The organism is Streptomyces sp. NPDC054866, from assembly GCF_053610745.1.
In genome coordinates this window covers 269,921-294,563 of record NZ_JBSGZA010000009.1, presented here as the reverse complement: position 1 = coordinate 294,563, position 24,643 = coordinate 269,921, and the positions used below count along the sequence as shown (strand labels likewise).

Annotated in this window: 19 protein-coding genes; 3 read left to right on the top strand and 16 right to left on the bottom strand. The window is 71.2% G+C overall.

Annotated features, from left to right (window positions below; genetic code table 11):
* Window positions 1-82: 82 nt before the first annotated feature.
* The 8 genes from ACWGI2_RS36100 to rimP all read right to left on the bottom strand — a co-directional run bounded on the left by ACWGI2_RS36100 (window position 83) and on the right by rimP (window position 10,994).
* Window positions 83-3,772, bottom strand: coding sequence for a trypsin-like peptidase domain-containing protein (locus ACWGI2_RS36100; RefSeq protein WP_453700066.1), 3,690 nt, complete (start codon window positions 3,770-3,772; stop codon window positions 83-85).
* Window positions 3,773-4,010: 238 nt separating this feature from the next.
* Window positions 4,011-4,919 (bottom strand): tRNA pseudouridine(55) synthase TruB, encoded by a 909-nt coding sequence (gene truB / locus ACWGI2_RS36095; RefSeq protein ID WP_453700064.1) that lies wholly within the window; start codon window positions 4,917-4,919, stop codon window positions 4,011-4,013.
* On the bottom strand, window positions 4,916-5,377 hold the full coding sequence (gene rbfA / locus ACWGI2_RS36090) for a 30S ribosome-binding factor RbfA (RefSeq protein WP_453400887.1): 462 nt from the start codon (window positions 5,375-5,377) through the stop codon (window positions 4,916-4,918). Before rbfA ends, truB begins: the two co-directional genes overlap by 4 nt.
* Before the next feature lie 32 nt (window positions 5,378-5,409).
* Complete coding sequence (locus ACWGI2_RS36085; protein ID WP_453700063.1) at window positions 5,410-5,703, bottom strand: DUF503 domain-containing protein; 294 nt, start codon at window positions 5,701-5,703, stop codon at window positions 5,410-5,412.
* 139 nt (window positions 5,704-5,842) lie between these two features.
* On the bottom strand, window positions 5,843-8,989 hold the full coding sequence (gene infB / locus ACWGI2_RS36080) for a translation initiation factor IF-2 (protein WP_453700062.1): 3,147 nt from the start codon (window positions 8,987-8,989) through the stop codon (window positions 5,843-5,845).
* A 145-nt stretch (window positions 8,990-9,134) separates the two neighbouring features.
* Window positions 9,135-9,425, bottom strand: a complete 291-nt coding sequence (locus ACWGI2_RS36075) for a YlxR family protein (protein ID WP_160507520.1) — start codon at window positions 9,423-9,425, stop codon at window positions 9,135-9,137.
* Window positions 9,426-9,492: 67 nt separating this feature from the next.
* Window positions 9,493-10,491, bottom strand: a complete 999-nt coding sequence (gene nusA / locus ACWGI2_RS36070; protein ID WP_453400890.1) for a transcription termination factor NusA — start codon at window positions 10,489-10,491, stop codon at window positions 9,493-9,495.
* Window positions 10,492-10,493: 2 nt separating this feature from the next.
* Window positions 10,494-10,994: a ribosome maturation factor RimP gene (gene rimP / locus ACWGI2_RS36065; protein WP_453400891.1), complete on the bottom strand. Its 501-nt coding sequence runs from the start codon at window positions 10,992-10,994 to the stop codon at window positions 10,494-10,496.
* A 262-nt stretch (window positions 10,995-11,256) separates the two neighbouring features.
* On the opposite strand from rimP, the gene ACWGI2_RS36060 reads away from it, so the two are divergent.
* From ACWGI2_RS36060 to ACWGI2_RS36050, 3 genes are read left to right on the top strand one after another with little or no spacing between them, the layout of a single operon-like run.
* Window positions 11,257-11,799, top strand: a complete 543-nt coding sequence (locus ACWGI2_RS36060) for a hypothetical protein (protein ID WP_453700060.1) — start codon at window positions 11,257-11,259, stop codon at window positions 11,797-11,799.
* Window positions 11,796-12,254: a ferritin-like domain-containing protein gene (locus ACWGI2_RS36055; RefSeq protein ID WP_453400893.1), complete on the top strand. Its 459-nt coding sequence runs from the start codon at window positions 11,796-11,798 to the stop codon at window positions 12,252-12,254. Before ACWGI2_RS36060 ends, ACWGI2_RS36055 begins: the two co-directional genes overlap by 4 nt.
* A gap of 27 nt (window positions 12,255-12,281) precedes the next feature.
* Window positions 12,282-13,175 carry an aminoglycoside phosphotransferase family protein gene (locus ACWGI2_RS36050; protein ID WP_453700059.1) on the top strand — a complete coding sequence of 298 codons (894 nt, stop codon included), beginning with the start codon at window positions 12,282-12,284 and terminating at the stop codon, window positions 13,173-13,175.
* Window positions 13,176-13,366: 191 nt separating this feature from the next.
* Here ACWGI2_RS36050 and ACWGI2_RS36045 read toward each other — a convergent pair whose 3' ends face one another.
* The 8 genes from ACWGI2_RS36045 to ACWGI2_RS36010 all read right to left on the bottom strand — a co-directional run bounded on the left by ACWGI2_RS36045 (window position 13,367) and on the right by ACWGI2_RS36010 (window position 24,556).
* Complete coding sequence (locus ACWGI2_RS36045) at window positions 13,367-15,061, bottom strand: proline--tRNA ligase (protein WP_453700058.1); 1,695 nt, start codon at window positions 15,059-15,061, stop codon at window positions 13,367-13,369.
* Between the two features lie 69 nt (window positions 15,062-15,130).
* Window positions 15,131-15,676 (bottom strand): GNAT family N-acetyltransferase, encoded by a 546-nt coding sequence (locus ACWGI2_RS36040; protein ID WP_453700056.1) that lies wholly within the window; start codon window positions 15,674-15,676, stop codon window positions 15,131-15,133.
* Between the two features lie 72 nt (window positions 15,677-15,748).
* Complete coding sequence (locus ACWGI2_RS36035; RefSeq protein WP_453700054.1) at window positions 15,749-16,597, bottom strand: GNAT family N-acetyltransferase; 849 nt, start codon at window positions 16,595-16,597, stop codon at window positions 15,749-15,751.
* A 357-nt stretch (window positions 16,598-16,954) separates the two neighbouring features.
* Window positions 16,955-18,112, bottom strand: coding sequence for a flavodoxin-dependent (E)-4-hydroxy-3-methylbut-2-enyl-diphosphate synthase (ispG, locus tag ACWGI2_RS36030; RefSeq protein WP_453400898.1), 1,158 nt, complete (start codon window positions 18,110-18,112; stop codon window positions 16,955-16,957).
* Window positions 18,113-18,275: 163 nt separating this feature from the next.
* On the bottom strand, window positions 18,276-19,577 hold the full coding sequence (locus tag ACWGI2_RS36025) for a M50 family metallopeptidase (RefSeq protein ID WP_453700052.1): 1,302 nt from the start codon (window positions 19,575-19,577) through the stop codon (window positions 18,276-18,278).
* The gene (gene dxr, locus ACWGI2_RS36020; RefSeq protein ID WP_453700050.1) at window positions 19,574-20,830 is read right to left on the bottom strand and encodes a 1-deoxy-D-xylulose-5-phosphate reductoisomerase; all 1,257 of its coding nucleotides are present in this window, start codon (window positions 20,828-20,830) and stop codon (window positions 19,574-19,576) included. Before dxr ends, ACWGI2_RS36025 begins: the two co-directional genes overlap by 4 nt.
* Window positions 20,831-20,939: 109 nt before the next feature.
* On the bottom strand, window positions 20,940-22,886 hold the full coding sequence (locus ACWGI2_RS36015; protein ID WP_453700048.1) for an acyl-CoA dehydrogenase family protein: 1,947 nt from the start codon (window positions 22,884-22,886) through the stop codon (window positions 20,940-20,942).
* Between the two features lie 224 nt (window positions 22,887-23,110).
* Window positions 23,111-24,556, bottom strand: coding sequence for an aldehyde dehydrogenase family protein (locus tag ACWGI2_RS36010; RefSeq protein WP_453400902.1), 1,446 nt, complete (start codon window positions 24,554-24,556; stop codon window positions 23,111-23,113).
* Window positions 24,557-24,643: the final 87 nt, after the last annotated feature.

Sequence of the window (24,643 nt, the reverse complement as noted above, 5' to 3'; positions counted from 1 at the left end):
TGTGTACGTCCCATTGCCGATGCGCAGGTCTAAGACTGCCATGCCCGCGCGATCCGGATCGCATCGGAGGGGGTGGCGGGGGTCACGCCGGAACGCGTACTCCGGCGAGGTTCTCGATCATGCGGCGCGAGCTGGGACCGACGAGGGCGGACCAGTCCTGCGGGGCCTCGCAGATCCACCGGGCGACCCGCGTGGAGAAGCCCGGCACGGAGCGGGCCAGCTCGACCAGGCGCCGGTCGAAGCAGGTCGCGCCCTCCGGGGTGCGGACGAGCAGCGCGCCGACGCGGTGCACCAGCTCGCGGACGCGTTCCTTGTCGCCGCCGCCCGCCACGGCGCAGAGCACGGCGTCCAGGACCTCGGGCTCCCGCTCCTGGGTGAGCAGCACGTCCAGGAGTTCGGTGCGCAGCGCACGCGAGGTGTCCGTTCCGGGGGCGGCGACGGCGGTGGCGAGCGCGGCGCGCACCGGCGGCGGGCGGTCCCGCAGGAGGCCCTTGACCAGCGGGGAGAGTACGGCACGGACGCCGGGCCCCTGCTCGAACCGCAGATCGAGGTAGGCGGCCACGTGCCCCGCGAGGTCGGGGCGGAGCTCCAGCACGTCGCGTACGAGATCGGCCACCCGCCGCGCGAGCACGGGCGCGGTCACGTCGGCCAGGGCCCGCAGGACGTCGCCCGGCGCGGGGCCGGGGCCGTACAGCCGGGTCCGGAAGGCGGCGATGACCTGCTCCGGGTGGGTGTCGAGGGCGGCGACGAGCGCGCTCGCGGGCAGCTGCGGGTCACCGGCGGTGAAGCGCTTCAGGGCGGGCGGCAGATGGCGTGCGCGGGTCTGCGGATCGCGTACGAGGAGGGCGAGGGCCGCGCCGTGCAGCGAGTCGTCGGCGGTGCGGGCGAGCAGGGCGAAGGCCGCGTACCGCAGGAGCCTGCGGTCGGCGTCCGTGGTGGCGTGCGGGGCGGCGCGCAGGCCGTAGGCGACGGCGGCGACGTGGCGTGCGGGGCGCGGGTCGTGGACCCAACGGTCGACGGCTCGGCAGACGGCCGAGGGCTCCTCCTCCGCGAGGGCGCCGAGCAGTTCGTCGGCGCGGGGGTGGGCGCAGTCGACCAGGATCTCCGTGAGGTCGTCGATGGCGCGGTGCCGGTGGGTGTGGAGGAGGGCCTGGGCGGCCGATGCGACGGTGGCGTGCGGGGTGGCTTCGAGGGGGCGTTCGTCGGTGAACCAGCGGGTCAGTTGCGGCTGCGTTTTCGCGGGGTCCTCCGCCAGCAGTTCGGCCACCGCGTCGAGGCAGCGGCGGCCCTGCGGGGGACCGGGCGGGGGGTCGTGGATCACGGCGTCCCGCAGCAGATCGAAACGGTCGCTCTCGGGGAGCGGCAGGCCGAGCCAGAACCCGGCGGGGTACGTGCCCTGCTGGGCCAGCTCTCCCAGCAGCCCGAGGTAGGGCCGGGCGTCGGGCACCCGGGAGAGCGTCTCCACCAGCAGGCGCGTGGCCCACCACCGGGCACTCCCCTCCCCCTGCGCCTCGGCCCCCGGCGGTGCGGGGACGGCCCCCGGCGGTGCGGTGACTTCGCCCTCGGCCCCTGCCGGACCGGCACCAGGCGGTTGGGGTTGTGCCCACCCTTCCCCAAGCTCTCGGCTTCGCTCGAACAGGGGAGACCCCAATCGCCCTGCGGAACGCCTGCCCACAACAGAGGCGTCCTGACCGCCCACCACGGAGTCGGCCTCTCCCTCCCTCCCAACCGGGGCGTCCTCGTTGCCCGTCTCCGCCGCTGTGGGCATTCGTCCCGCAGGGCGGGACCGGTGGCCACTGCCCTGGATCCCGGGGGGCGATTCACGAGGCCTGGAGCAGGGCTCGCCGAACCGAGCCAAGTCCCTTAGCCGAGCCCCGAGTTCCGCGGGCCCCCGCTGGCGGCCCAGAAGCAACAGGGCCTGGATCACGGGGCCGATCCGGTGCCGGGGTACCGGCAGGGCCGCCTCCGGCACCGGCTCGCGGTGCCGGTACACGAGCGACCACAAAGCACCGTCCACGTCCAGATGCATTCCCTGGATCCAGTCCGCGAGCTCCTCGTGCGCGAACCGGTAGCCGTCCCCGGCAGGGACGAGCAGCCCCTCCGTGAGCACCGCGGAGGCCCACCCCGTCCCCCACGGGAACACCCCCTCGAACGACGCCCGGTCCAGCTCCCCCTGCCCCGGCCCCAGGCACCGCCGCGCGGCCTCGTGCACCTGCCCGGACACCTTCGCCGCGAGGCGCCGTACAGCCGCGCCCCGCAGCCCGTTCGCCGCGGCGAGCCGCACCGCGACCCGCAGGCACAACACGTCCAGATAGGCCTCGAAGATCTCCTCCCGGTCGGGGCGGCCCGGCGGCGGCTCCTCCGGCAGGGCCGCCCGCACCTCGGCCAGCAGCCGCAGGGCGAGCGGATGCCGCGCGTCGGCCGGGGCGAGCGCGCCGTCCGGGATGCCGTACCGCGCACGGGCGATCCGCGCCTGCCGCTCGGGCAGATCCCCCAGCCGCACACAGCCCGGAGCGAGTTCCTCGGGAAAGTGCTCCCCGGCCTGCTCCCAGTACTCCGCGCGGCAAGCCACCACGAGCCTCGCGCCCGTCCCCCGAAGCCACTCGGCCGTCCCGCTGCTCCACTCGGCGAGGCGGTGCGCCAGGACCGGCGGCATCTCCTCGGGGCCGTCGAGCAACAGCAGCAACGTCCGCCCCTCGTCCCGCACGAGCCGCGCGACCCGCCCCGCGGAGATGTCCCCGAGCCCGTCGTCCGCCTCGGCGAGCGAGCACTCCGCGGCCTCCTCCGAGGCCTCCGCGGCCTCCAGAATCCGCCCGGCCCGCTCCAGCGCCCGCTCCACCGCGTCGCCCACGCCCGTGTCCGTGCCCTGGAGGTCGGCGCCGCGCAGCCACAGCGTGGGTGCCGGTTCGGCGCCTCGCGCGCGGCATGCGGCGAGGGCGGCGAGTTCCGTCGTACGGCCGGTGCCGGGGTCGCCGACCAGACCGAGCACCTGCGCGGGCCCGGCGGTGAAGTCCGCCAACTCCCGTGTCGTATCGGGGCGTTCGACTGGTTCGAGGAGGGTGGGGCGCGGGCCGTCGGAGCCCACGGACGTCGCCGCCAGGTGCAGCGCGCCCGCCAGATTCAGATCGCGGCCGTACGCGGGAACGGTCGCCGCGTTGCGTGCCAGGAGCTCCGCGAGCGGCCCGCCCGGATCGGCGGCGGCCGCGTCCCGCAGCGGCACGGCGAACCCCGCCGCGCGGTGCTCGCTGTGCAGGGCGGTGCCGAGGACGGCGAGCACGGCTCCGGACGAGGCGTCGACGACCGGGCCGCCGGCCGCCCCGCCGCCGAGCCGCAGCGCGTCGGCGCCGTCCGTGCCGATCGCCAGCTCCATCGCCGCGTCGAGAAGGTGAAAGCGGTCCGTCGCCGTGTACGTCACGGGGGCCGGACCCAGGACCCGCGCCTCACGCCGGCCGCGCGCGACGATGCGTACGTAGGTGCCCACGGGAACGGTGTCGCGGACCGTGACGGGCAGCGGGCGCAGATGGAGCCCGTCGGTGCGGACGAGGGCCAGATCGGCCTCGGGGAGTGCCACCACGGCATCGGCGGTCACCACGCAGACGCGCTCCCCCGCCGCGTGCAGCACGAGCCGCGCGAGGCCGTCGACCGCTTCATGGCTGGTGATCACCGTGCCGTGGTCGTCTGCGGCGAACCCCATACCCCGTGGGCGCCCGGCCAGATCGCAGATCCGCACGAGGCCACCGTCGAGCCCCGTCGGGTCGCCCTGTCCCGCCATGCCCGAACCTCCCGCGACGCCCCGTCCTTCCGACGGTAGGTCGGCGGTGATCAGCGGGACAGAACGCGTCGCGAACGCGCCCCCTTCTGCTCCCTCGGTTCACTCCGAGCGCCTGCCTGATGGGGTGAATCGGCACGACGGAATGGATACATCTCTGGTGGGGGGTTCGTCGTGGAGCGGCGCGACGCACAACTGTCCGCCGCTCCACGACGGAGATTCCGCGTACGGGAGGGATGACTCAGGCGAAGACGGCCAGGCTCTTGGCCTTGCCCTTCAGCTCCTCGGCCAGGACCAGGAACCGGCCATCGGGGTCGAAGACCGCGACGGCGCCGACCCCGGCGTACTCCCCCGGCATCTCGATCCGCACGCCGTTGAGCAGCAGCTTCGCGCGCCTCTCGTCCACGTCCCAGCGCGGGAACGCGGCGGTGGCCGCGTCCGCCACCGGCATCACCGTCAGCTCCTCCTGGAGCTGGTCGATGGTCTTCGCCGCGTCCAGCTTGTAGGGCCCGACACGGGTGCGCCGCAGCGCCGTCAGATGACCGCCGACCCCGAGGTCCGCGCCGAGGTCGCGGGCGAGGGCGCGGATGTAGGTCCCCGACGAGCAGACCACGGAGACGACCAGGTCGAGGACGGGGGTGCCGTCATCGGCGACGGCGTCCCTGACGTCGTACACGGTGAAGGCGGAGATCTTCACCGGCCGGGCGGGGATCTCGAAGTCTTCGCCCTCGCGCGCTCGCGCGTACGACCGCTTGCCGTCGATCTTGATGGCGCTGACCTTCGACGGCACCTGCATGATGTCGCCGGAGAGCTTGGCGATGCCCGCGTCGATGGCGTCCCGCTTGATCCCCGAAGCGTCGGCCGACGAGGTGATCTCACCCTCGGCGTCGTCCGTGACGGTGTTCTGGCCGAGCCGGATCGTCCCCAGGTACTCCTTCTCCGTCAGCGCGAGATGGCCGAGGAGCTTGGTCGCCCGCTCCACGCCGAGGACGAGAACGCCCGTCGCCATGGGGTCGAGGGTGCCGGCGTGGCCGACACGGCGGGTCTTGGCGATCCCGCGCATCTTGGCGACCACGTCATGCGAAGTGAAGCCGGACGGCTTGTCGACGATGACAAGTCCGTCCGACGTCTTGTTGCTGGTGCTGCTCATGCTCGGGCGTCGCCGTCCGTTTCGTCGTCGGACTCGTCCTCAGGCTTGCGGTACGGGTCGGGCCCGCCGGCGAACTCGGCGCCCGCGGACACCTCGCGCACCTTCTCGTCCGACATCCGGGCCTTGTCGAGGAGGTCCTCGATGGCCTTGGCGTTGTCCGGCAGCGCGTCCGCCACGAAGGCGAGGCTCGGGGTGAACTTCACGCCCGCGGCCTGGCCCACCGCCGAACGGAGGACGCCCTTGGCGCTCTCCAGACCGGCGGCGGCCGCCGCGCGGTCCTCGTCGTCCCCGTAGACCGTGTAGAAGACGGTCGCCTCCCGCAGGTCACCCGTGACCCGGGTGTCCGTGATGGTCACATGCGTACCGAGCCGCGGGTCCTTGATCCCGCGCTGCAGCTTCTGGGCAACCACCTCTCGGATGAGGTCTGCCAGCCTTTTCGCCCGCGCGTTGTCGGCCACTGCTCCGTCTCCTTCTTCGCCTTGCTGTGCAATCAGTCTTCGTCGCTGTGGAGCCTGCGTCGAACGGAGAGCAGCTCCACCTCGGGACGGGCGGCGACCAGGCGCTCGCACCGGTCCAGTACGTCGGTGAGGTGCCCCGTCTCCCCGGAGACCAGCGCCAGACCGATCTCGGCCCTGCGATGGAGGTCTTGGTTCCCGGTCTCCGCCGCACTCACCGCGTACTTGCGCATGAGTTCGGCGACGATCGGGCGGACGACGGAGCGTTTCTCCTTCAGCGAGCGAACGTCGCCGAGGAGCAGATCGAAGGACAGTGTCCCCACATACATGTATGCCCGGATGTCCCGCCGGTTCGGGTTCGCGCCCCGCCAACCACTTGGCAGGGACACAAGAACCGTACACGGAACGGCCGGGGCCGATCGACGGGATTTACCTCCCCTCGACCGGCCCCGGTTCGAGCTGCCTGGATCAGCCTCGCGGCTTCTCGCGCATCTCGTACGTCGCGATGACGTCGTCGATCTTGATGTCGTTGAAGTTGCCGAGGTTGATACCGCCCTCGAACCCTTCGCGGATCTCGGTGACGTCGTCCTTGAAGCGGCGCAGACCGGAGATGTTGAGGCTCTCCGCGATGACCTTGCCGTCGCGGATGAGGCGCGCCTTGGTGTTGCGCTTGACCTCGCCCGACCGGACAAGAACACCGGCGATGTTGCCCAGCTTGGACGAGCGGAAGATCTCGCGGATCTCCGCCGTGCCGAGCTCGACCTCTTCGTACTCCGGCTTGAGCATGCCCTTGAGGGCCGCTTCGATCTCCTCGATCGCCTGGTAGATGACCGAGTAGTACCGGACGTCCACACCTTCGCGGTCGGCCATCTGCGCGGCACGACCGGCCGCACGGACGTTGAAGCCGATCACGATCGCGTCGGAGCCGGTCGCCAGGTCGATGTCCGACTCGGTGACCGCACCCACGCCGCGGTGCAGGACGCGGATGTCGACCTCTTCGCCGACGTCGAGCTGGAGCAGCGAGGACTCGAGAGCCTCCACCGAACCGGACGCGTCGCCCTTGATGATGAGGTTGAGTTCCTGCACCAGACCGGCCTTGAGGGCCTCGTCCAGGTTCTCCAGGGAGAACCGCACACCCTTGCGGGCGAAGCGGACGTTGCGCTCACGGGCGGCACGCTTCTCGGCGATCTGACGGGCCGTACGGTCCTCGTCGACGACCAGGAAGTTGTCGCCGGCACCCGGGACGTTGGTGAGACCGAGGACGAGGACCGGGGTCGAGGGACCCGCCTCGCTCACGTTCTCGCCCTTGTCGTCGAGCATCGCGCGGACTCGGCCGTACGCGTCGCCGACCACCATCGTGTCACCGACGCGGAGGGTACCGCGCTGGACCAGGACGGTCGCGACGGCGCCGCGGCCCTTGTCCAGGTGGGACTCGATCGCAATACCCTGCGCGTCCTGCTCAGGGTTGGCGCGCAGGTCGAGCGAGGCGTCCGCGGTCAGGACCACGGCCTCCAGGAGGGCCTCGATGTTCTCGCCCTGCTTGGCGGAGATGTCGACGAACATCGTGTCGCCGCCGTACTCCTCGGCCACCAGACCGAACTCGGTGAGCTGACCGCGCACCTTCGTCGGGTCGGCACCCTCGACGTCGATCTTGTTGACCGCGACCACGATCGGCACGTCGGCCGCCTTGGCGTGGTTCAGCGCCTCGATCGTCTGCGGCATCACACCGTCGTTGGCCGCGACCACGAGGATCGCGATGTCGGTGGACTTCGCACCACGGGCACGCATGGCGGTGAACGCCTCGTGACCGGGGGTGTCGATGAAGGTGATCTTGCGGTCTTCGCCGTTGACCTCGGAAGAGACCTGGTACGCACCGATGTGCTGCGTGATGCCGCCGGCCTCGCCCGCAATGACGTTCGTCTTGCGGATCGCGTCCAGAAGGCGGGTCTTACCGTGGTCGACGTGACCCATGACGGTCACGACCGGCGGACGCGCGACGAGCATGTCCTCGTCGCCCTCGTCCTCGCCGAACTCGATGTCGAAGGACTCGAGCAGCTCGCGGTCCTCCTCCTCGGGGCTGACGATCTCGAGGACGAAGTTCATCTCATCCGCGAGCAGCTTCAGCGTCTCGTCCGGGACGGACTGCGTCGCAGTGACCATCTCGCCGAGGTTCATCATCACGCCGACGAGCGACGCCGGGTTGGCGTTGATCTTCTCGGCGAAGTCGGTCAGCGAGGCACCACGGGACAGGCGGACCGCCTGGCCGTTGCCGCGCGGCAGCATGACGCCGCCGACCGACGGAGCCTGCATCGACTCGTACTCCTGGCGCCTCTGCCGCTTCGACTTGCGACCACGACGGGCGGGCCCGCCGGGACGGCCGAAGGCACCCTGCGTGCCACCACGGGCACCGGGACCGCCGGGACGGCCACCGAAGCCGGGACGACCGCCGCCGCCACCGGGACGACCGGCGAAGCCGCCGCCACCGCCACCGGGACCACCGGGACGACCGGCGAAGCCACCGCCGCCACCGCCACCGGGACGACCCGCGAAGCCGCCGCCACCGGGACGACCGCCGCCGCCACCGGCACCGCCGGGACGACCGCCGCCACCGGGACCACGGCCACCGCCGGGGCCACCACCGGGACGCGGACCCGCGGCGGGACGCTGCGGCATCATGCCCGGGTTCGGACGGTTACCGCCGCCACCGGGGGCGCCGCCGGGACGCGGGGCACCGCCCTGCGGGCGAGGCATGCCGCCGGGGCTGGGGCGAGCGCCGCCCTGACCCTGCGGACGAGGAGCACCCTGGCCGCCCTGGCCCTGCGGGCGCGGGGCGCCGCCGGGACCGCCGGGGCCACCCTGGCCGCCGGGACGCGGGGCGCCGCCCGGACGGGGCGCCTGCGGGCGCGCCATGCCGGTGGAGCCACCAGAGGTGAAGGGGTTGTTGCCGGGACGCGGTCCTGCCGGACGGCCACCGGGGCGCGGAGCGCCACCCTGGCCGCCGGGACGCGGAGCGCCACCCTGCCGGTCGCCGCGGTCGCCACGACCGCCCTGACCCTGACCACCCTGGCCGGGGGCCGGACGGCCCGCGGGCTTCGGGGCACCCGGGCGAGCGCCCGGACGGGGGCCTGCCGGCGCCGAGGAGGCGGCCGGAGCGGCCGGCGGAGCGGTGAACTCCGGGGCGGCCGGAGCCGGGGTGACCGGCGCGGCCGGGGCAGCCGGCGCCGGCTTGGGCGTCGGCGGCTTCGGACCCGGGCGCGGGCCGGGAGCGGCCGGAGAGGCCGCGGGCTTGTCGGCCGCGGCGGCGGGCTTGGCCGCCGGCGGCTTGGGCGCGGCCGGACCCGGACGGGCGGCCTGCGCGGGAGAGGGGGTCGCCGAGCCCGAGGGGGCCGGCGGCTTGGGGGCGGCCTGCTTGCGCGGCGCCCCGGGCTTGGCGGCGGCGGGCTTGCCGTTGCCACCACCCGTGTTCAATGCGTCAGTCAATTTGCGTACAACGGGCGCCTCGATGGTCGAGGACGCCGAACGTACGAATTCACCGAGTTCTTGGAGCTTGGCCATGACGACCTTGCTCTCTACGCCGAACTCCTTGGCGAGCTCGTATACCCGGACCTTAGCCACTTCGCTCCTTTTAGGTCCGGGTTACGCCGGACCGTCGCTACTTCATGGGCGTACTCATCGCGTGCTCATCGAGTGCTCATCGCAATCTCGACCTACTTCCAACTCGCGGAATACCAGGGCCGCGCGGGGTTCCGCGCGACCTTCCTTACGGTGTTGCCTGCTGGGCAACTGTCTCGACGGCTCGGCGCAAGTCCGCCGTGTCGAGCGGGCCCGGGGCCCGGAAGGCCCTCGGGAACGCCCTGCGTCGGACCGCCAGGTCGAGACAGACCGGGACGGGGTGGATATACGCACCCCGGCCGGGCAGCGTACCGCTTGGATCGGGGGCGCAAGCGCCCTCTTTCGCCACGATGCGCAGCAGATCGCTCTTGGCCGCTCGCTCCCGGCACCCCACACAGGTGCGTTCAGGGCATGCGCGGGCTTGCGTCCGGCCAGACACGATTAAGTCTACCTCCCCGCACCGACCTCACCCCTTTGGGGCAAAAATCGAACGGTTGTTGTCTTGATCAAGACTCCTGGGAGTCCTGCGGCTGCTCGGTGTCGGGGCGGATGTCGATGCGCCAGCCCGTGAGCCGCGCGGCGAGGCGGGCGTTCTGGCCCTCCTTGCCGATCGCGAGGGACAGCTGGTAGTCGGGCACCGTGACCCGCGCGGAACGGGCCGCGAGGTCGACGATCTCCACCTTGCTGACCCGCGCCGGGGAGAGCGCGTGGGCGACCATCTCGCCCGGGTCGTCCGACCAGTCGACGATGTCGATCTTCTCGCCGTTGAGCTCGGCCATGACGTTGCGCACACGCTGGCCCATCGGGCCGATGCAGGCGCCCTTGGCGTTCAGGCCCGAGCGGGTCGAGCGCACCGCGATCTTGGTCCGGTGTCCGGCCTCACGGGCGATGGCCGAGATCTCGACGGAACCGTCGGCGATCTCCGGCACCTCGAGCGCGAAGAGCTTCTTGACGAGGTTCGGGTGCGTGCGGGACAGCGTGACCGAGGGGCCACGGACGCCCTTGGCCACCCGGACGACGTATGAACGAAGGCGGAGACCGTGGGCGTACTCCTCGCCCGGGACCTGCTCCTGCACCGGCAGGATGGCCTCGAGCTTGCCGATGTCGACGAGCACGTTCTTCGGGTCGCGGCCCTGCTGGACGACGCCCGTGACGATGTCGCCCTCGCGGCCCGCGTACTCGCCGAGGGTCGCGTCGTCCTCGGCGTCGCGCAGGCGCTGCAGGATGACCTGCTTGGCGGTCGTCGCGGCGATACGGCCGAAGTCGGACGGGGTGTCGTCGAACTCCTTGGCTTCCTGGCCCTCTTCGAGGTCCGCAGGGTCCTCCGTCGCCCACACCGTCACATGGCCGCTGTCGCGGTCCAGCTTCACGCGTGCGCGACGGAAGCTGCCGTCGGTGCGGTGGTAGGCGATGAGGAGGGCCGACTCGATCGCCTCGACCAGCAGGTCGAAGGAGATCTCCTTCTCCCGGACCAGACCCCGCAGGGCACTCATGTCGATGTCCACGGCTACGCCTCCTCTTCCTTCTTGTCCTTGCGGTTGAACTCGACCTCGACGCGCGCCTTGGCGATCGCGTCGAAGGTGAGCCTGCGGGCGGTGGGCTTGCGCCCCTTCACGCCCGGTACTTCGAGATCCACGCCTTCTTCGTCCACGTCGAGGATGCGGGCGATCAGCTCGTCGCCGCCCTCCGTCAGCTGGAACTTCACCAGGCGGCCGACGGCGCGCAGATAGTGGCGGTGCTCCGTCAGCGGGCGCTCGGCGCCCGGGGAGCCGACTTCGAGGGTGTACTCCCCGTCGCCCATCGCGTCGCTCTCGTCGAGCTTCTCGGAGAGTTCGCGGCTGATCTCCGCGATCTGATCCAGATCCACGCCGTCGTCCGAGTCGATGACGACTCGCAGCACCCGCTTGCGTCCGACCGAGGCCACTTCGATCTCTTCGAGATCCAGATCCTTCGAGCTGACGAGCGGTTCCAGCAGTTCTCGCAGCCTCTCGCTCTGGGTGGTGCTCATCCGGGTGACTCCTCGGCCGCGTGTGCTGTTGTGGGATCGTCGCGTGTCAGGTCAAAGGGTATCCGGTCCTGAGGGGTGTTGCCGCCGCTGTCCGGCGCCCGTCCGGCCCCTCTCCGGTCACGGTCCGGTCCCGGTCCGCCCCGCATCGAGCCGCTCACGCGTACGAGGGCAGCCCGCAGGTACGGTGATCACCGGGCTCGCGCCCGGCTCGCCCACCTTCTGACTGCCTGCCTTTCTGGCCTTCCTGCCGAGGACGTCTGCTGTGCCGTCGTATCCCACCCCCTCGCACGCCCGCTCGGGGCCGCGCCGGAGGAGCCTGCTGACCGGGGCCGCAGGAGCGGCCGGGGCCGTGCTGCTCTCGGGCTGCTCGGACTCCGCGTCCACGGACGCGGACGAGCGTCCTTCCGCCGCCGCGCGGCTGCGCGCGCGTGCCGCCCGGGACAGCGGTGAGCTGCTCGGGCGGTACGACGCCGTCATCGCCGCCCATCCCACGCTGGCCGGACGGCTCGGTCCGCTGCGGGCGGAGGTGAAGCGGCACGAGGCGGTCTTCGCCGAGGGGTCCGCACCCCCGTCTCCCTCGGCTTCACCGGGGTCCCCCTCCCCCTCCGCGTCGCCCTCGCGCAAGCCCTCCGTCCCCAAGGACGAGAAGGACGCCGTGCGCGAGCTCGCCAAGGCCGAGAAGGAGCTGGCGAAGAGCCGGGGAATCGATCTCCTCGACGCGCCGGACGAGCTGGCCAGGCTGCTCGCTTCGGTGGCGGCATCCGGCGCCGCGCACGCGTATCTGCTGACGGAGGGCGACAAGTGAGCGATTCCAAGGACGAGTTGCGGGCGGTGCAGGCCGCCCTTGGTGCCGAGCACGCCGCCGTGTACGGCTTCGGGGTCGTCGGCGGCCGGATCGGCGAGGACCGCAGGGACGAGGCGCGCACGGCGTACGACGCGCATCGCGCCCGGCGCGACGAGCTGCAGCGCGCCGTGCGCGACCTGGGCGGCGAGCCCGAGCCGTCGGCGGCCGCCTACGCGCTGCCGTTCGCGGTGCCGGACTCCGCGGCCGCCGCGCGGCTCGCGACGGAGCTGGAGGAGCGGGTCGCTGGGGTCTACTCGGATCTCGTACGGGCCTCCACCGGCACCCGGCGCGGGAACGCGGCCGAAGCGCTGCGGGAGGCGGCGGTCCGTGCGGCGCGGTGGCGCGGCGGGAGCGTAACCTTCCCTGGTCTCGCCGAGCGGGCCGCCACTCCTGGTTCCTCGGCACCCAAGGCCTGACCCGCTCCGGAAGGGAACACCTCGCGTATGGCTCTCGAACCGCCCCAGCGTCTGGTCACCGCTCTCGGTGAGACGGCGCAGGACGGCGACGACTGGCTGGCGAAGCTGCCCGAGGCAGCTGAACAGGCCGTCTCCCTACGCGAGTTGACCGTCGAGCGGGTCCACGTGCCCGGCGGGCGCAGCGGCCTCGTCATCCTCGTGCGCCTCGCCGACGGCACGCCCGCCGTTCTGAAGCTGGTGCCGCCGAGGTCGCGGCCGGAGAGCGAGCGGGCCGCGCTGGCGCACTGGAACGGGCTCGGCGCCGTACGGCTGCTCGACCCCTCCGCCGCGGACGGAGCCCTCCTCCTTGAACGGCTGCACCGCGATGTGTCGGTCCGTTCGCTGCCCGAGGCCAAGGCTCTCCTCGAAGCCGCGGGCACGCTGCGGCGGCTGTGGGTGGAGCCGCCCACGGATCACCGTTTCGAGACGGTCGCCGAGCGGACGGGGAGGCAGGCCGAGGCGATGCGGGCGTCTGTCGACGCGGAGGTCGGGCCGCTGGTCGAGGCCGCGCTCGCCGCGCGGGAGGAGTTGCTCGCCGGGGACGTGGAGGTGCGGCTGCTGCACGGGACGTTCCGGCAGAGCAAGGTTCTGCAGGGTGACCGGGTGCCGTGGCTGGCCGTGGGCCCCGACCCGGTGGTCGGGGAGCCCGCCTTCGACCTGGCGCGCCTCGTCCGCGACCGCGTCGAGGACCTGATCGCCTCCCCCTCGGGAGCGTCGATCACCCGCCGCCGGGTGAAGAAGCTGGCCGAGTCGCTGGATGTGGATCAGGAGCGGTTGCGGGGGTGGACGCTGTTCCGGGCCGTGGAGTCGGGCGTACGGGCCCGCCGTGTGGGGCGTGAGCAGGATGCGGAGCTGTTGTTGGAGTTCGCGGGGTGGTTGTAGGGGGGCGGGGCCCTGCGGGGCTTTTCCCCAACCCCGCCCCTTCCCGAAAACCCGCTCGGCGCGGGGGCCTTGGTGACCGCAATCACCGGCTCCGCCGAGTTCGTCCTCAAACGCCGGACGGGCTAGAAATAGCCCGGCCGGCGTTTGAGGCCATCTTTTCGGGGGTCCAGGGGGCGGAGCCCCAGCCCGGATCAGGCCGTCAGACGCGCAACTGCCTCAGCCACGGTGAGCTCCTCGCGCTCCCCGGTCCGCCGGTCCTTCAGCTCCACGACACCCTCGGCAGACCGACGCCCCGCCACCAGGATGGTCGGCACACCGATCAGCTCCGCGTCAGTGAACTTCACGCCGGGCGAGACGCCCGCCCGGTCATCGACCAGAACCCGCACACCCGCGGCATTCAGCTGCTCGGAAACATCGAGCGCGAGCTCGGTCTGGAGCGCCTTGCCCGCGGCCACCACGTGCACGTCGGCCGGGGCGATCTCGCGGGGCCAGCACAGCCCCTTCTCGTCCGCCGTCTGCTCGGCCAGCGCCGCCACCGCTCGCGAGACGCCGATGCCGTACGAGCCCATGGTCACGCGGACCGGCTTGCCCTGCTGGCCGAGGACGTCCAGCTGGAAGGCGTCGGCGAACTTGCGGCCCAGCTGGAAGATGTGGCCGATCTCGATGGCGCGGTCCAGCTTCAGGCCGGTGCCGCACTTGGGGCAGGGGTCGCCCTCCTCGACGACCACGACGTCGAGGTAGTCGTCGACCTCGAAGTCACGGCCCGCGACGACGTTCTTCGCGTGCGTGTTGATCTTGTTGGCGCCGGTGATCCAGGCGGTGCCCGCGGCCACGCGCGGGTCGGCGATGTAGCGGACCTTCTCCAGACCCTGCGGGCCGACGTAGCCACGTACGAGATCGTCGCGGCCCTCGAAGTCCTCCGCCGTCACCAGCTCCACGACCGCGGGCGACAGGTGCTCGCCGAGCTTGCCGAGGTCGACCTCCCGGTCGCCGGGGACGCCCACGGCGACGATCTCGCCGTCGACCTTGACCAGGAGGTTCTTGAGGGTCGCGGACGCGGGCACGCCGAGGTGGGCCGCGAGGGTCTCGATGGTCGGGGTGTCGGGGGTGTCCAGGTCCTCGGCCGGGCCATGCGCCGAACCGTCCACCACCGGGGCGACGAAGGAGACAGCCTCCGTGTTGGCCGCGTAGTCGCACGCGGGGCAGTCCACGAACGTGTCCTCACCGGCCGGCGCGGGCGCCAGGAACTCCTCGGACGCCGAGCCGCCCATCGCGCCGGAGACGGCGGAGACGATGCGGTGGTCGAGGCCGAGACGCTCGAAGATCTTGATGTACGCGGCGCGGTGCAGGTCGTACGACTCGGCGAGACCCTCGTCCGTCGTGTCGAAGGAGTACGAGTCCTTCATCTGGAACTCGCGGCCACGGAGCACACCGGCGCGGGGGCGGGCCTCGTCGCGGTACTTGGTCTGGATCTGGTAGAGGATCACCGGCAGGTCCTTGTAGGACGAGCACTGGTCCTTGACGATCTGGGTGAAGATCTCCTCGTGCGTGGGACCGAGGAGGTAGTCGGCGCCCTTGCGGTCCTTGAGGCGGAAGAGCAGGTCGCCGTACTCGTCGTAGCGGCCCGTCGCGTCGTACGACTCCTTGGGCAGGAGCGCGGGCAGGAGGACTTCCTGGGCGCCGATGGCGTCCATCTCCTCGCGTACGACGTGGGTGATGTTCTCCAGGACCTTCTTGCCCAGCGGCAGCCAGGACCAGATGCCGGCGGCGGTGCGGCGGACGTATCCGGCCCGGACGAGCAGCTTGTGGTTGAGCGTCTCGGCGTCCGCCGGGTCGTCGCGCAGTGTCTTGATCATCAATCGGGACATGCGCTGGACCTGGGCCATGGTGAACTCCTGCGTGGAAAGAATGATGTGCAGGAGGTTAGCCGGGGGCCGGGGGCGGGCGGAAATCGGTTAGGTGCCGGGCCGCCTCAGTGGCAAGGGCGCGCCCATCACCGCGTACGGCTTCGGGGCGCTGGGGAACTGGACGTTGCGGGCCAGGTCCGCGTAGCCGAGGGAGCGGTAGAGGCCCCGCGCGGGGCTCTCGATGTCGATCGCGGAGAGGATCGAGCGGGGCTGGTCGACGGCGTCCGTGATGGTGGTGATGAGCGTGCGGCCGACTCCGCGGTTCTGGTGGCCGGGCTGCACATGGAGCTCGGTGATCACGAAGGAGTCATCGAGCCAGTCGTCCCTGCCACCGGCCCGCAGATACGGCTCGACGACCGTGGACCACCAGTGCCCGCGGTCGTTGGGCATGCCGTAGACGAAGCCGACGAGCCGTCCCTCGGGGGTCCTGGCGCCGAGCGCGCGGGCGCCGGGGTAGGTGATGTGCCGCAGCACGATCTGCCGTCGCACGGCCACCTCGTCGTCGGTGAGCCCGAAGGCGTGGGCCTGCACCCGCAGCGCGTCGTCCACGTGCGTGGCGAGGTCCAGCGGCCCGATCACGACGTCGTCAGTCATGCGCCGAACTTTAACTCGCGTACGGGGGTACGTGAGGAGGGCGGTGTGAGACGCGTAGGAGCTGGAAGGGGGCTAGAACAGGACGCTCATGAACGCCCCGACCTCCTGGAACCCCACCCGCCGGTACGCCGCTCTGGCCGCGGTGTTGAAGTCGTTGACGTAGAGGCTGACGACCGGGGCGATGTCCGCGAGGGCGTAGCGCATGACGGCCGCCATGCCCGGTGCCGCGTAGCCCTTACCCCGGTACTCGGGGGCCACCCAGACGCCCTGCACCTGGCAGGCCTGTGCCGTGGCCGCGCCGATCTCGGCCTTGAAGATGACGTTGCCCTCGCGGTCGAGGCGGGCGAACGACCGCCCCGCGCCGACCAGTTCGGCGACCCGCGCCTGGTAGAGGAGGCCGCCGTCGCCCGCCATCGGCGAGATGCCGACCTCCTCGGTGAACATCGCCACGCAGGCGGGCATGATCGTCTCCATCTCGTCCTTGCGGACGCGACGGACGTACGGATCGGGGGTGATGTCGTACGGGAGGCGGTCGGCGACCATCAGGGGCTGCTGGGCGCGGACCTCGCGGGCGGGGCCCCAGGAGGGTTCGAGCAGCCGCCACAGCTGGGCGGTGGGCTCGGCGGGGCCGACGATGGAGGAGCAGCGGCGGCCTGCCCTGCGGGCGCGGTCCGCGAAGGCGCGGACCGCTCGCGGGGTCGCGCAGATCGGGACGAGGTTGGCGCCCGCGTAGCAGAGGGACTCCAGCATTCCGTCCTGGTACCAGCCCCACATCTCGCCGCCGAGCCGCCACGGGTCGAGGCCCGCGACGCGGACTCGTGAGGTCACGAAGGCGTTGGCCACGGGCTCGCGGTCGAGGACGGCGAGCGCGGCGTCCAGGTCACTCGGTTCGAGGACCCTGGTGGTGGTCTGAGTCAACACGTGCGGGGGCCTCACCATACGGTCTGCTGATCTCCGCACTGTACCTGGCGGGGGCGCCTTGTGCCGTGGGGTCGCTTGGAGGGGGCTTTGTCTGCTCTCCCCTGCGGGCGGCGGGTGCCTCCCTGCGGGTGGGGGGTGGCATTCTCTTCGCCGCTTCGCGGCGATCTTTCCCGCCCGCCCACCCGAAACCCGCAGGGCAATCGGGTGGGCGGGCGGGAGACATCCGTCGCGAAGCGGCGGTTCAGGGTGGAGGCGGCCCACAGGCAGAGGCGCAGCCGCCAGACACACGTGGGCCTCGCCACCAGGTGGTGGCGAGGCCCACGTCACGTATCAAGCCGCGCCCAGCGCAGCAGCGATTCAGCCCGCGACGGCCACCGTCGGCTCGCCCGAAGGGATGCCGTCCTTCTCCATCTGCTCAGCGATCTTCAGCGCCTCTTCGATGAGCGTCTCCACGATCTTCGACTCGGGGACGGTCTTGATGACCTCGCCCTTGACGAAGATCTGCCCCTTGCCGTTGCCGGAAGCCACGCCGAGGTCCGCCTCACGGGCCTCACCGGGGCCGTTCACGACGCAGCCCATGACCGCGACGCGGAGCGGGACCTCCATGCCGTCCAGGCCCGCCGTCACCTCTTCGGCCAGCTTGTAGACGTCGACCTGGGCACGGCCGCACGACGGGCAGGAGACGATCTCCAGGCGGCGCTGCTTGAGGTTCAGGGACTCCAGGATCTGCATGCCGACCTTGACCTCCTCCGCCGGAGGAGCCGAGAGCGAGACGCGGATCGTGTCGCCGATGCCCTCGGAGAGCAGCGCGCCGAAGGCCACCGCCGACTTGATCGTGCCCTGGAAGGCGGGGCCCGCCTCGGTCACGCCGAGGTGCAGCGGGTAGTCGCAGGCCGCGGCCAGTTGCCGGTAGGCATTGACCATGACCACCGGGTCGTTGTGCTTCACCGAGATCTTGATGTCCCGGAAGCCGTGCTCCTCGAAGAGCGACGCCTCCCACAGCGCCGACTCGACCAGCGCCTCCGGAGTGGCCTTGCCGTACTTCTGGAGGAGGCGCGCGTCCAGGGAGCCGGCGTTCACGCCGATCCGGATCGGCGTACCCGCGTCGTTCGCGGCCCGCGCGATCTCCTTCACCTTGTCGTCGAACTGCTTGATGTTGCCCGGGTTCACACGGACAGCGGCGCAACCGGCGTCGATCGCCGCGAAGACGTACTTCGGCTGGAAGTGGATGTCGGCGATCACCGGGATCTGCGACTTGCGCGCGATCGTGGCCAGCGCGTCCGCGTCGTCCTGCGTGGGACACGCGACCCGCACGATCTGGCATCCGGACGCGGTCAGCTCCGCGATCTGCTGAAGCGTCGCCCCGATGTCGGACGTACGCGTCGTCGTCATCGACTGCACCGAGACCGGTGCGTCCCCGCCGACGGCGACCGTACCGACCTGGATCTTGCGGCTGACACGGCGGTCGGCGAGCTTGGTCGGTACGGACGGGATTCCGAGAGAAACGGCAGTCATCTGGCGTGCATCCCCAAGGTGTGGATCAAGGTCCCGAGATCGGCGGGCTCCAGGCTTCGAGATTACGGCACCCCACAGGGCCCGAGCACATCCCGCCCCCAAGTCCACCCATTGGTGGGCGACCGGACACATAGAGTGCCCGGCCGCCGCAAACTTCGCGTTATCAGGAGATTCTTACGGGGTTAACTACATCCGCGATCAGGACGAGGATCGTGAAGCAGATGAAGATTCCGGCCACCACATAGGCGACGGGCATCAGCTTCGCGACGTCGAAGGGGCCCGGGTCGGGCCGCTTCATGAGCTTGGCCGCCTTGCGCCGCACCGACTCCCACAGGGCTCCCGCGATGTGCCCGCCGTCCAGCGGAAGCAGCGGCAGCATGTTGAACAGGAACAGGGAGAGGTTGAATCCCGCCACCAGGAACAGCATCATCGCGATCTGGTTCTCCGGCGGGATGTCGAGCGTGAAGACCTCGCCGCCCACGCGGGCCGCGCCGACGACGCCCATCGGGGAGTCCTGCTTGCGGTCGCCGTCGCCGAAGGCCGCGTCCCACAGGTCGGGGACCTTGGACGGCAGCGCGATGAGCGACTCGACGCCGTTCTCCATCATGTCGCCCATGCGGTTCACGGAGTCGCCGAAGCCCTGCTGGACGATGCCTGTGGCGGGGGTGAAGCCGAGGAAGCCCGCGGAGACGTACTTGCCCTCCACATAGCCACCCTCGCCGTCGGTCTTGCTGACCTGGTTCTTGATGAGGTTGGCGTGCAGATCGACCTGCTTGCCGTCGCGCTCGACCGTGATGGTGGCCGGGCCGATCGTCTCGCGGATCTTGCCCTGGAGCGCGGACCAGTCGTCGATGGGCTGCCCCTGGAAGCCGACGATCTTGTCGCCGAGCTTCAGGCCCGCCGCCTTGGCGGGCGCGACCGTGTCGCCCTTCTCGCACTTCGTGCGGTTCTCGCTCTGCTGGATGACGCAGTCGGACACCTTGCCGACCGTCGTCGTCTGCGTGCTGATGCCGAAGGTCATCATCACGCCGAGGAAGATCGCGACGGCCAGGATCAGGTTCATGAACGGGCCCGCGAACATCACGATCACGCGCTTCCACGGCTTGCGCGTGTAGAAGAGCCGCGTCTCGTCGCCGGGCTTGAGCTCCTCGAAGGCGGCCGACCGCGCGTCCTCGATCATGCCGCGCCACGGGGACGTCGAGCGTGACTCTATGCGGCCGTCCGGACCTGGCGGGAACATGCCGATCATGCGGATGTACCCGCCGAGGGGGATGGCCTTGATGCCGTACTCGGTGTCGCCCTTCTTGCGCGAGAAGATCGTCGGGCCGAAGCCGACCATGTACTGCGGCACGCGGATGCCGAACAGCTTGGCGGTCGACAGGTGGCCCAGCTCGTGCCAGGCGATCGAGAACAGCAGCCCGACCGCGAAGACGACTATGCCGAGGATCATCATCAAGGTCGTCATGCGCGGGCCTCCGCGGTCGCCTTCGCCGTCAGTTCACGTGCCCGGGCGCGCGCCCAGGTCTCCGCTTCGAGGACGTCCGCGACGGTCAGGGAAGTTCCCGCGGACGGCGTGCCGTGTTCGGCGACGACCTTCGTCACGGTCTCCATGATTCCGTTGAAGGGCAGGGCGCCGTTCAAGAACGCGTCCACGCACTCCTCGTTGGCGGCATTGAACACCGCCGGGGCCGTGCCCGCGAGCTTCCCCACGTGCCGGGCGAGCCCGACCGACGGAAAAGCGTCGTTGTCGAGGGGGAAGAACTCCCAGCTCGACGCCTTCGTCCAGTCGAAGGCGGGCGCGGCGTCCGGCACGCGCTCGGGCCAGCCGATGCCGATGGCGATCGGGCCGCTCATGTCGGGCGGCGTGGCCTGGGCCAGCGTCGATCCGTCGGTGAACTCGACCATGGAGTGCACGTAGGACTGCGGGTGGACGACGACCTCGATGCGCTCGAAGGGGATGTCGTAGAGGAGATGGGCCTCGATGACTTCCAGGCCCTTGTTGACGAGCGTCGCGGAGTTGACCGTGATGACCGGGCCCATGGCCCAGGTGGGGTGCGCGAGCGCGTCGTCCGGTGTGACGTTCGCCAGATCCGCCTTCGTACGTCCCCGGAACGGGCCCCCGGAGGCGGTGACGACCAGCTTGCGCACGTCGGCGCGGGTGCCCGCGGCGAGCGCCTGGAAGAGCGCGGCGTGCTCGGAGTCGACGGGGATGATCTGCCCCGGCTTGGCGAGCGCCTTCACCAGGGGGCCGCCGACGATCAGCGACTCCTTGTTGGCGAGCGCGAGGGTGCGGCCCGCTTCGAGCGCGGCGAGCGTGGGCGCGAGCCCGATGGACCCTGTGATGCCGTTCAGGACGGTGTGGCAGTCGGACGCGGCGACCTGCGTGGCCGCGTCGGACCCGGCGAGGATCTCGGGCAGCGGCTCACTGCCGTACTGCCCCTCCAGCGCCTCGCGCAGCGCCGGTACGACGTCCTCGCGGGCCACGGCCACGGTCCGCACCCGCAGCTGCCTCGCCTGCTCGGCGAGCAGTCCGACGCGGCCGCCCGCGGCGGACAGCGCGGTGACGCGGAAGCGACGGGGGTTGCGCAGGACGAGGTCGATGGCCTGCGTGCCGATCGACCCGGTCGAGCCGAGGATGACGATGTCCCGCGGGCCGTCCGTGACGACGGGGTCGAAGACGAGATGCGGGTCGGCGAGGGGGGCTGGACTGTCGCTCATCCCCCCATTCTTGCCTGGGCGAGGGGGTGAGGAGACACCGCGCCCCGATCCGGTCGGCCGAAATCGTGTTCCGGGGCGTTCCCGCGGGAGGGAACGCCCCGGAAAGCCGTCAGCGGATCGGCCGGTGGACGTTCTCCCGTGTGCTCGGGCCCGGTGTCGCGTCCGCGATCCAGGGGCCTTCGCCGCTGGGGTCGACGACGCCCGACTCCAGCCAGGTGTACATGCCGTTCAGGACGCCCTTGACGACCTTGCGGTCCACGTCGTCCGTGTTCTTCCACAGGCGGTCGAAGAGCTCTTCGACGCGGATGCGGGACTGGCGGCAGAACGTGTCGGCCAGCTGGTAGGCCTCGCGGCCGTGGTCCTCCGTCGTCCGGAGCAGTTCGGCGCGTACGCACGCGGCGCTCATCGCGAAGAGTTCGGCGCCGATGTCGACCACGCGGCCCAGGAAGCCCTGCTTGGTCTCCATCTTTCCCTGCCAGCGCGACATCGCGTAGAAGGTCGAGCGGGCCAGCCGGCGGGCGGTGCGTTCCACGTAGCGCAGGTGCGGGGAGAGGTCCGCGTGGCCGCTGGGGTGGAACTCGGCGTACGAGCGCGGGAGTTGGCCAGGCCCTGTGACCAGTTTCGGCAGCCAGCGGGCGTAGAAGCCGCCTGCCTTCGCGCCCGCCTTCGCCTTGTCGGTCAGGGACTTGTCCGGGTCGATCAGGTCGCCCGCCACCTTCAGGTGCGCGTCCACCGCCTCGCGGGCGATGAGCAGGTGCATGATCTCCGTCGAGCCCTCGAAGATGCGGTTGATGCGCAGGTCGCGCAGGACCTGTTCCGCCGGGACCGCGCGTTCGCCGCGGGCCGCGAGGGACTCGGCGGTCTCGAAGCCGCGGCCGCCGCGGATCTGCACCAGCTCGTCGGCCATCAGACAGCCCATCTCGGAGCCGTACAGCTTGGCGAGCGCGGCCTCGATGCGGATGTCGTTGCGGTCCTCGTCGGCCATCTGCGAGGAGAGGTCGAGTACGGCTTCCAGGGCGAAGGTCGTCGCCGCGATGAAGGAGATCTTCGCGCCGACCGCCTCGTGCAGCGCCACCGGCTTGCCCCATTGCTCCCGCGCGCCCGACCACTCACGGGCGATCTTCAGGCACCACTTGCCCGCGCCGACGCACATCGCGGGCAGTGAGAGACGGCCGGTGTTGAGGGTCGTCAGGGCGATCTTCAGGCCCGCGCCCTCCGGGCCGATGCGGTGCGCGGCGGGGACGCGGACCTGGTGGAAGCGGGTCACGCCGTTCTCCAGGCCGCGCAGGCCCATGAAGGCGTTGCGGTTCTCGACCGTGATGCCCTCCGCCGCGGCCTCCACCACGAAGGCCGTGATGCCGCCCTTGTGGCCGTCGGACTTCGGTACCCGCGCCATGACGACCAGGAGATCGGCGACGACGCCGTTCGTGGTCCACAGCTTCACGCCGTCCAGGACGTACGAGTCGCCGTCCGGCACCGCCATGGTGGCCAGGCGCGCCGGGTCGGAGCCGACGTCCGGCTCGGTCAGGAGGAAGGCGCTGATGTCCGTGCGGGCGCAGCGCGGCAGGAACTCGTCCTTCTGCTCCTGGGTGCCGAACTGCTTGAGCGGCTGCGGTACGCCGATCGACTGGTGGGCGGAGAGCAGCGCGCCGATCGACGGGTTCGCGGAGCCGACGAGCGCGAGCGCCTTGTTGTAGTACACCTGCGTGAGGCCGAGACCGCCGTACTTCGTGTCGATCTTCATGCCGAGCGCGCCGAGCTCCTTGAGCCCGTTGATCACCTCGTCGGGGATCTTCGCCTCGCGTTCGATGCGCGCCGAGTCGATCTTCGTCTCGCAGAAGTCCCGGAGCTTGGCGAGGAACTCCTCGCCGCGCCGTGCGTCCTCGTCGGCGGGCAGGGGATGCGGGTGGATCAGGTCGAGCCGGAAGCGGCCGAGGAAGAGTTCCTTGGCGAAGCTGGGCTTGCGCCAGTCCTGTTCGCGGGCGGCCTCGGCGACCTGCCGGGCCTCGCGCTCGCTGACGGACGCCCCGGAAGGGGGTGTGGGTTGTGCGGGCATTGAGGAGCTCACCTCGCCGCGGAGTGGGGCCGATCGGCTCCGATTGACCCGATCTTGACCCGGTCGGTTACTGACTGGTGCTACTCGATCGTATGGATCGTATGTACCCGATTCGCCCCGGGCCCACCAGTCCTCGTGCAGCGTTCGGCGCATCGCGTCCTGGCGCACGAGAACGGCCGGAGCCCCCGCACAGTGGGCTCCGGCCGTTGTCCTCGGCGTGTGGATCAGAGGGCGAGGCCCGTCATCACCATGACGCGCTCGTAGGTGTAGTCGTCCATCGCGAAGCGGACGCCCTCGCGGCCCACGCCGGACTGCTTGACGCCGCCGTACGGCATCTGGTCGGCGCGGTAGGAGGGGGCGTCGCCGATGACCACGCCGCCGACCTCCAGTTCGCGGTGCGCGCGGAAGGCGGTCTGCAGGTCGTGCGTGAAGACGCCAGCCTGGAGGCCGTACTTGGAGTCGTTGACGGCGGCGAACGCCTCCGCCTCGCCGTCCACCTTCTTGATCGTGAGGACGGGCCCGAAGACCTCCTCGCAGGCGATGGTGGCATCGGCCGGCACGTCGGCGAGCACGGTCGGCGCGTACGAGGCGCCGTCACGCTTGCCGCCCGCGAGCAGCTGCGCGCCCGCCTGCACGGCCTCGTCGACCCAGGACTCCACGCGCTTGGCGGCGTCCTCGTTGACGAGCGGACCGACGTCGGTCTTCGGGTCGGACGGGTCACCGGTGACCTGGGCCTCGATGGCCCGGAGCACGCGCGGCACGAGCCGGTCGTACACGGAGGCGTCGGCGATGACGCGCTGCACCGAGATGCAGGACTGGCCGCCCTGGTAGTTGGAGAAGGTCGCGATGCGCGAGGCGGCCCAGTCGAGGTCCTCGTCGGAGGAGAAGTCGGACAGGACGACGGCGGCGCCGTTTCCGCCGAGCTCCAGGGTGCAGTGCTTGCGCGGCACCGAGTCCATGATCGCGTAGCCGACCTTCTCGGAGCCCGTGAAGGAGATGACGGGAAGGCGCTCGTCCTGCACGAGGGCGGGCATCTTCTCGTTCGCGACCGGAAGGACCGACCAGGACCCGGCGGGCAGCTCGGTCTCGGCGAGCAGCTCGCCGATGAGGAGACCGGAGAGCGGGGTCGCGGGCGCCGGCTTGAGGATGATCGGCGTGCCGGACGCGATGGCCGGGGCGATCTTGTGGGCGCAGAGGTTCAGCGGGAAGTTGAACGGCGCGATCCCCAGGACTACACCCTTGGAGAAGCGGCGCGTGAAGGCGAGACGCCCCTGGCCACCGGCGTCCGTGTCGAGGCGCTGGGCCTCGCCGCCGTTGAACCGGCGGGCCTCCTCCGCGGCGAACCGGAAGACGGAGACGGCACGGCCGACCTCGCCACGGGCCCACTTGATCGGCTTGCCGTTCTCGGCGGAGATGAGCTGGGCGATCTCTTCCGTCCGCTCGACGAGCCTACGGCTCACGTGGTCGAGGGCGGCGGCCCGCACGTGCGCCGGGGTCGCGGCGAACTCGTCGCGCACGGCGTACGCGGCGGCGACGGCCTCCTCGACCTGGGCGTCGGTCGGGACGGCAGCCTTGCCGACGATCCGCCCGTCCCAGGGCGATGTGACGTCGAGAGTGGTCTCACCGGTGGTCTGGCGACCGGCGAGCCAGAAGGCGTGGATGGAAGTCATGTCGATTCCCGGCCCTTCCGCGAAGGTGTGTCTTGGGGGGTACGTTCCCCACCGTAGGGGCGGTATGGGTGCGGGACGTTTGTCCGA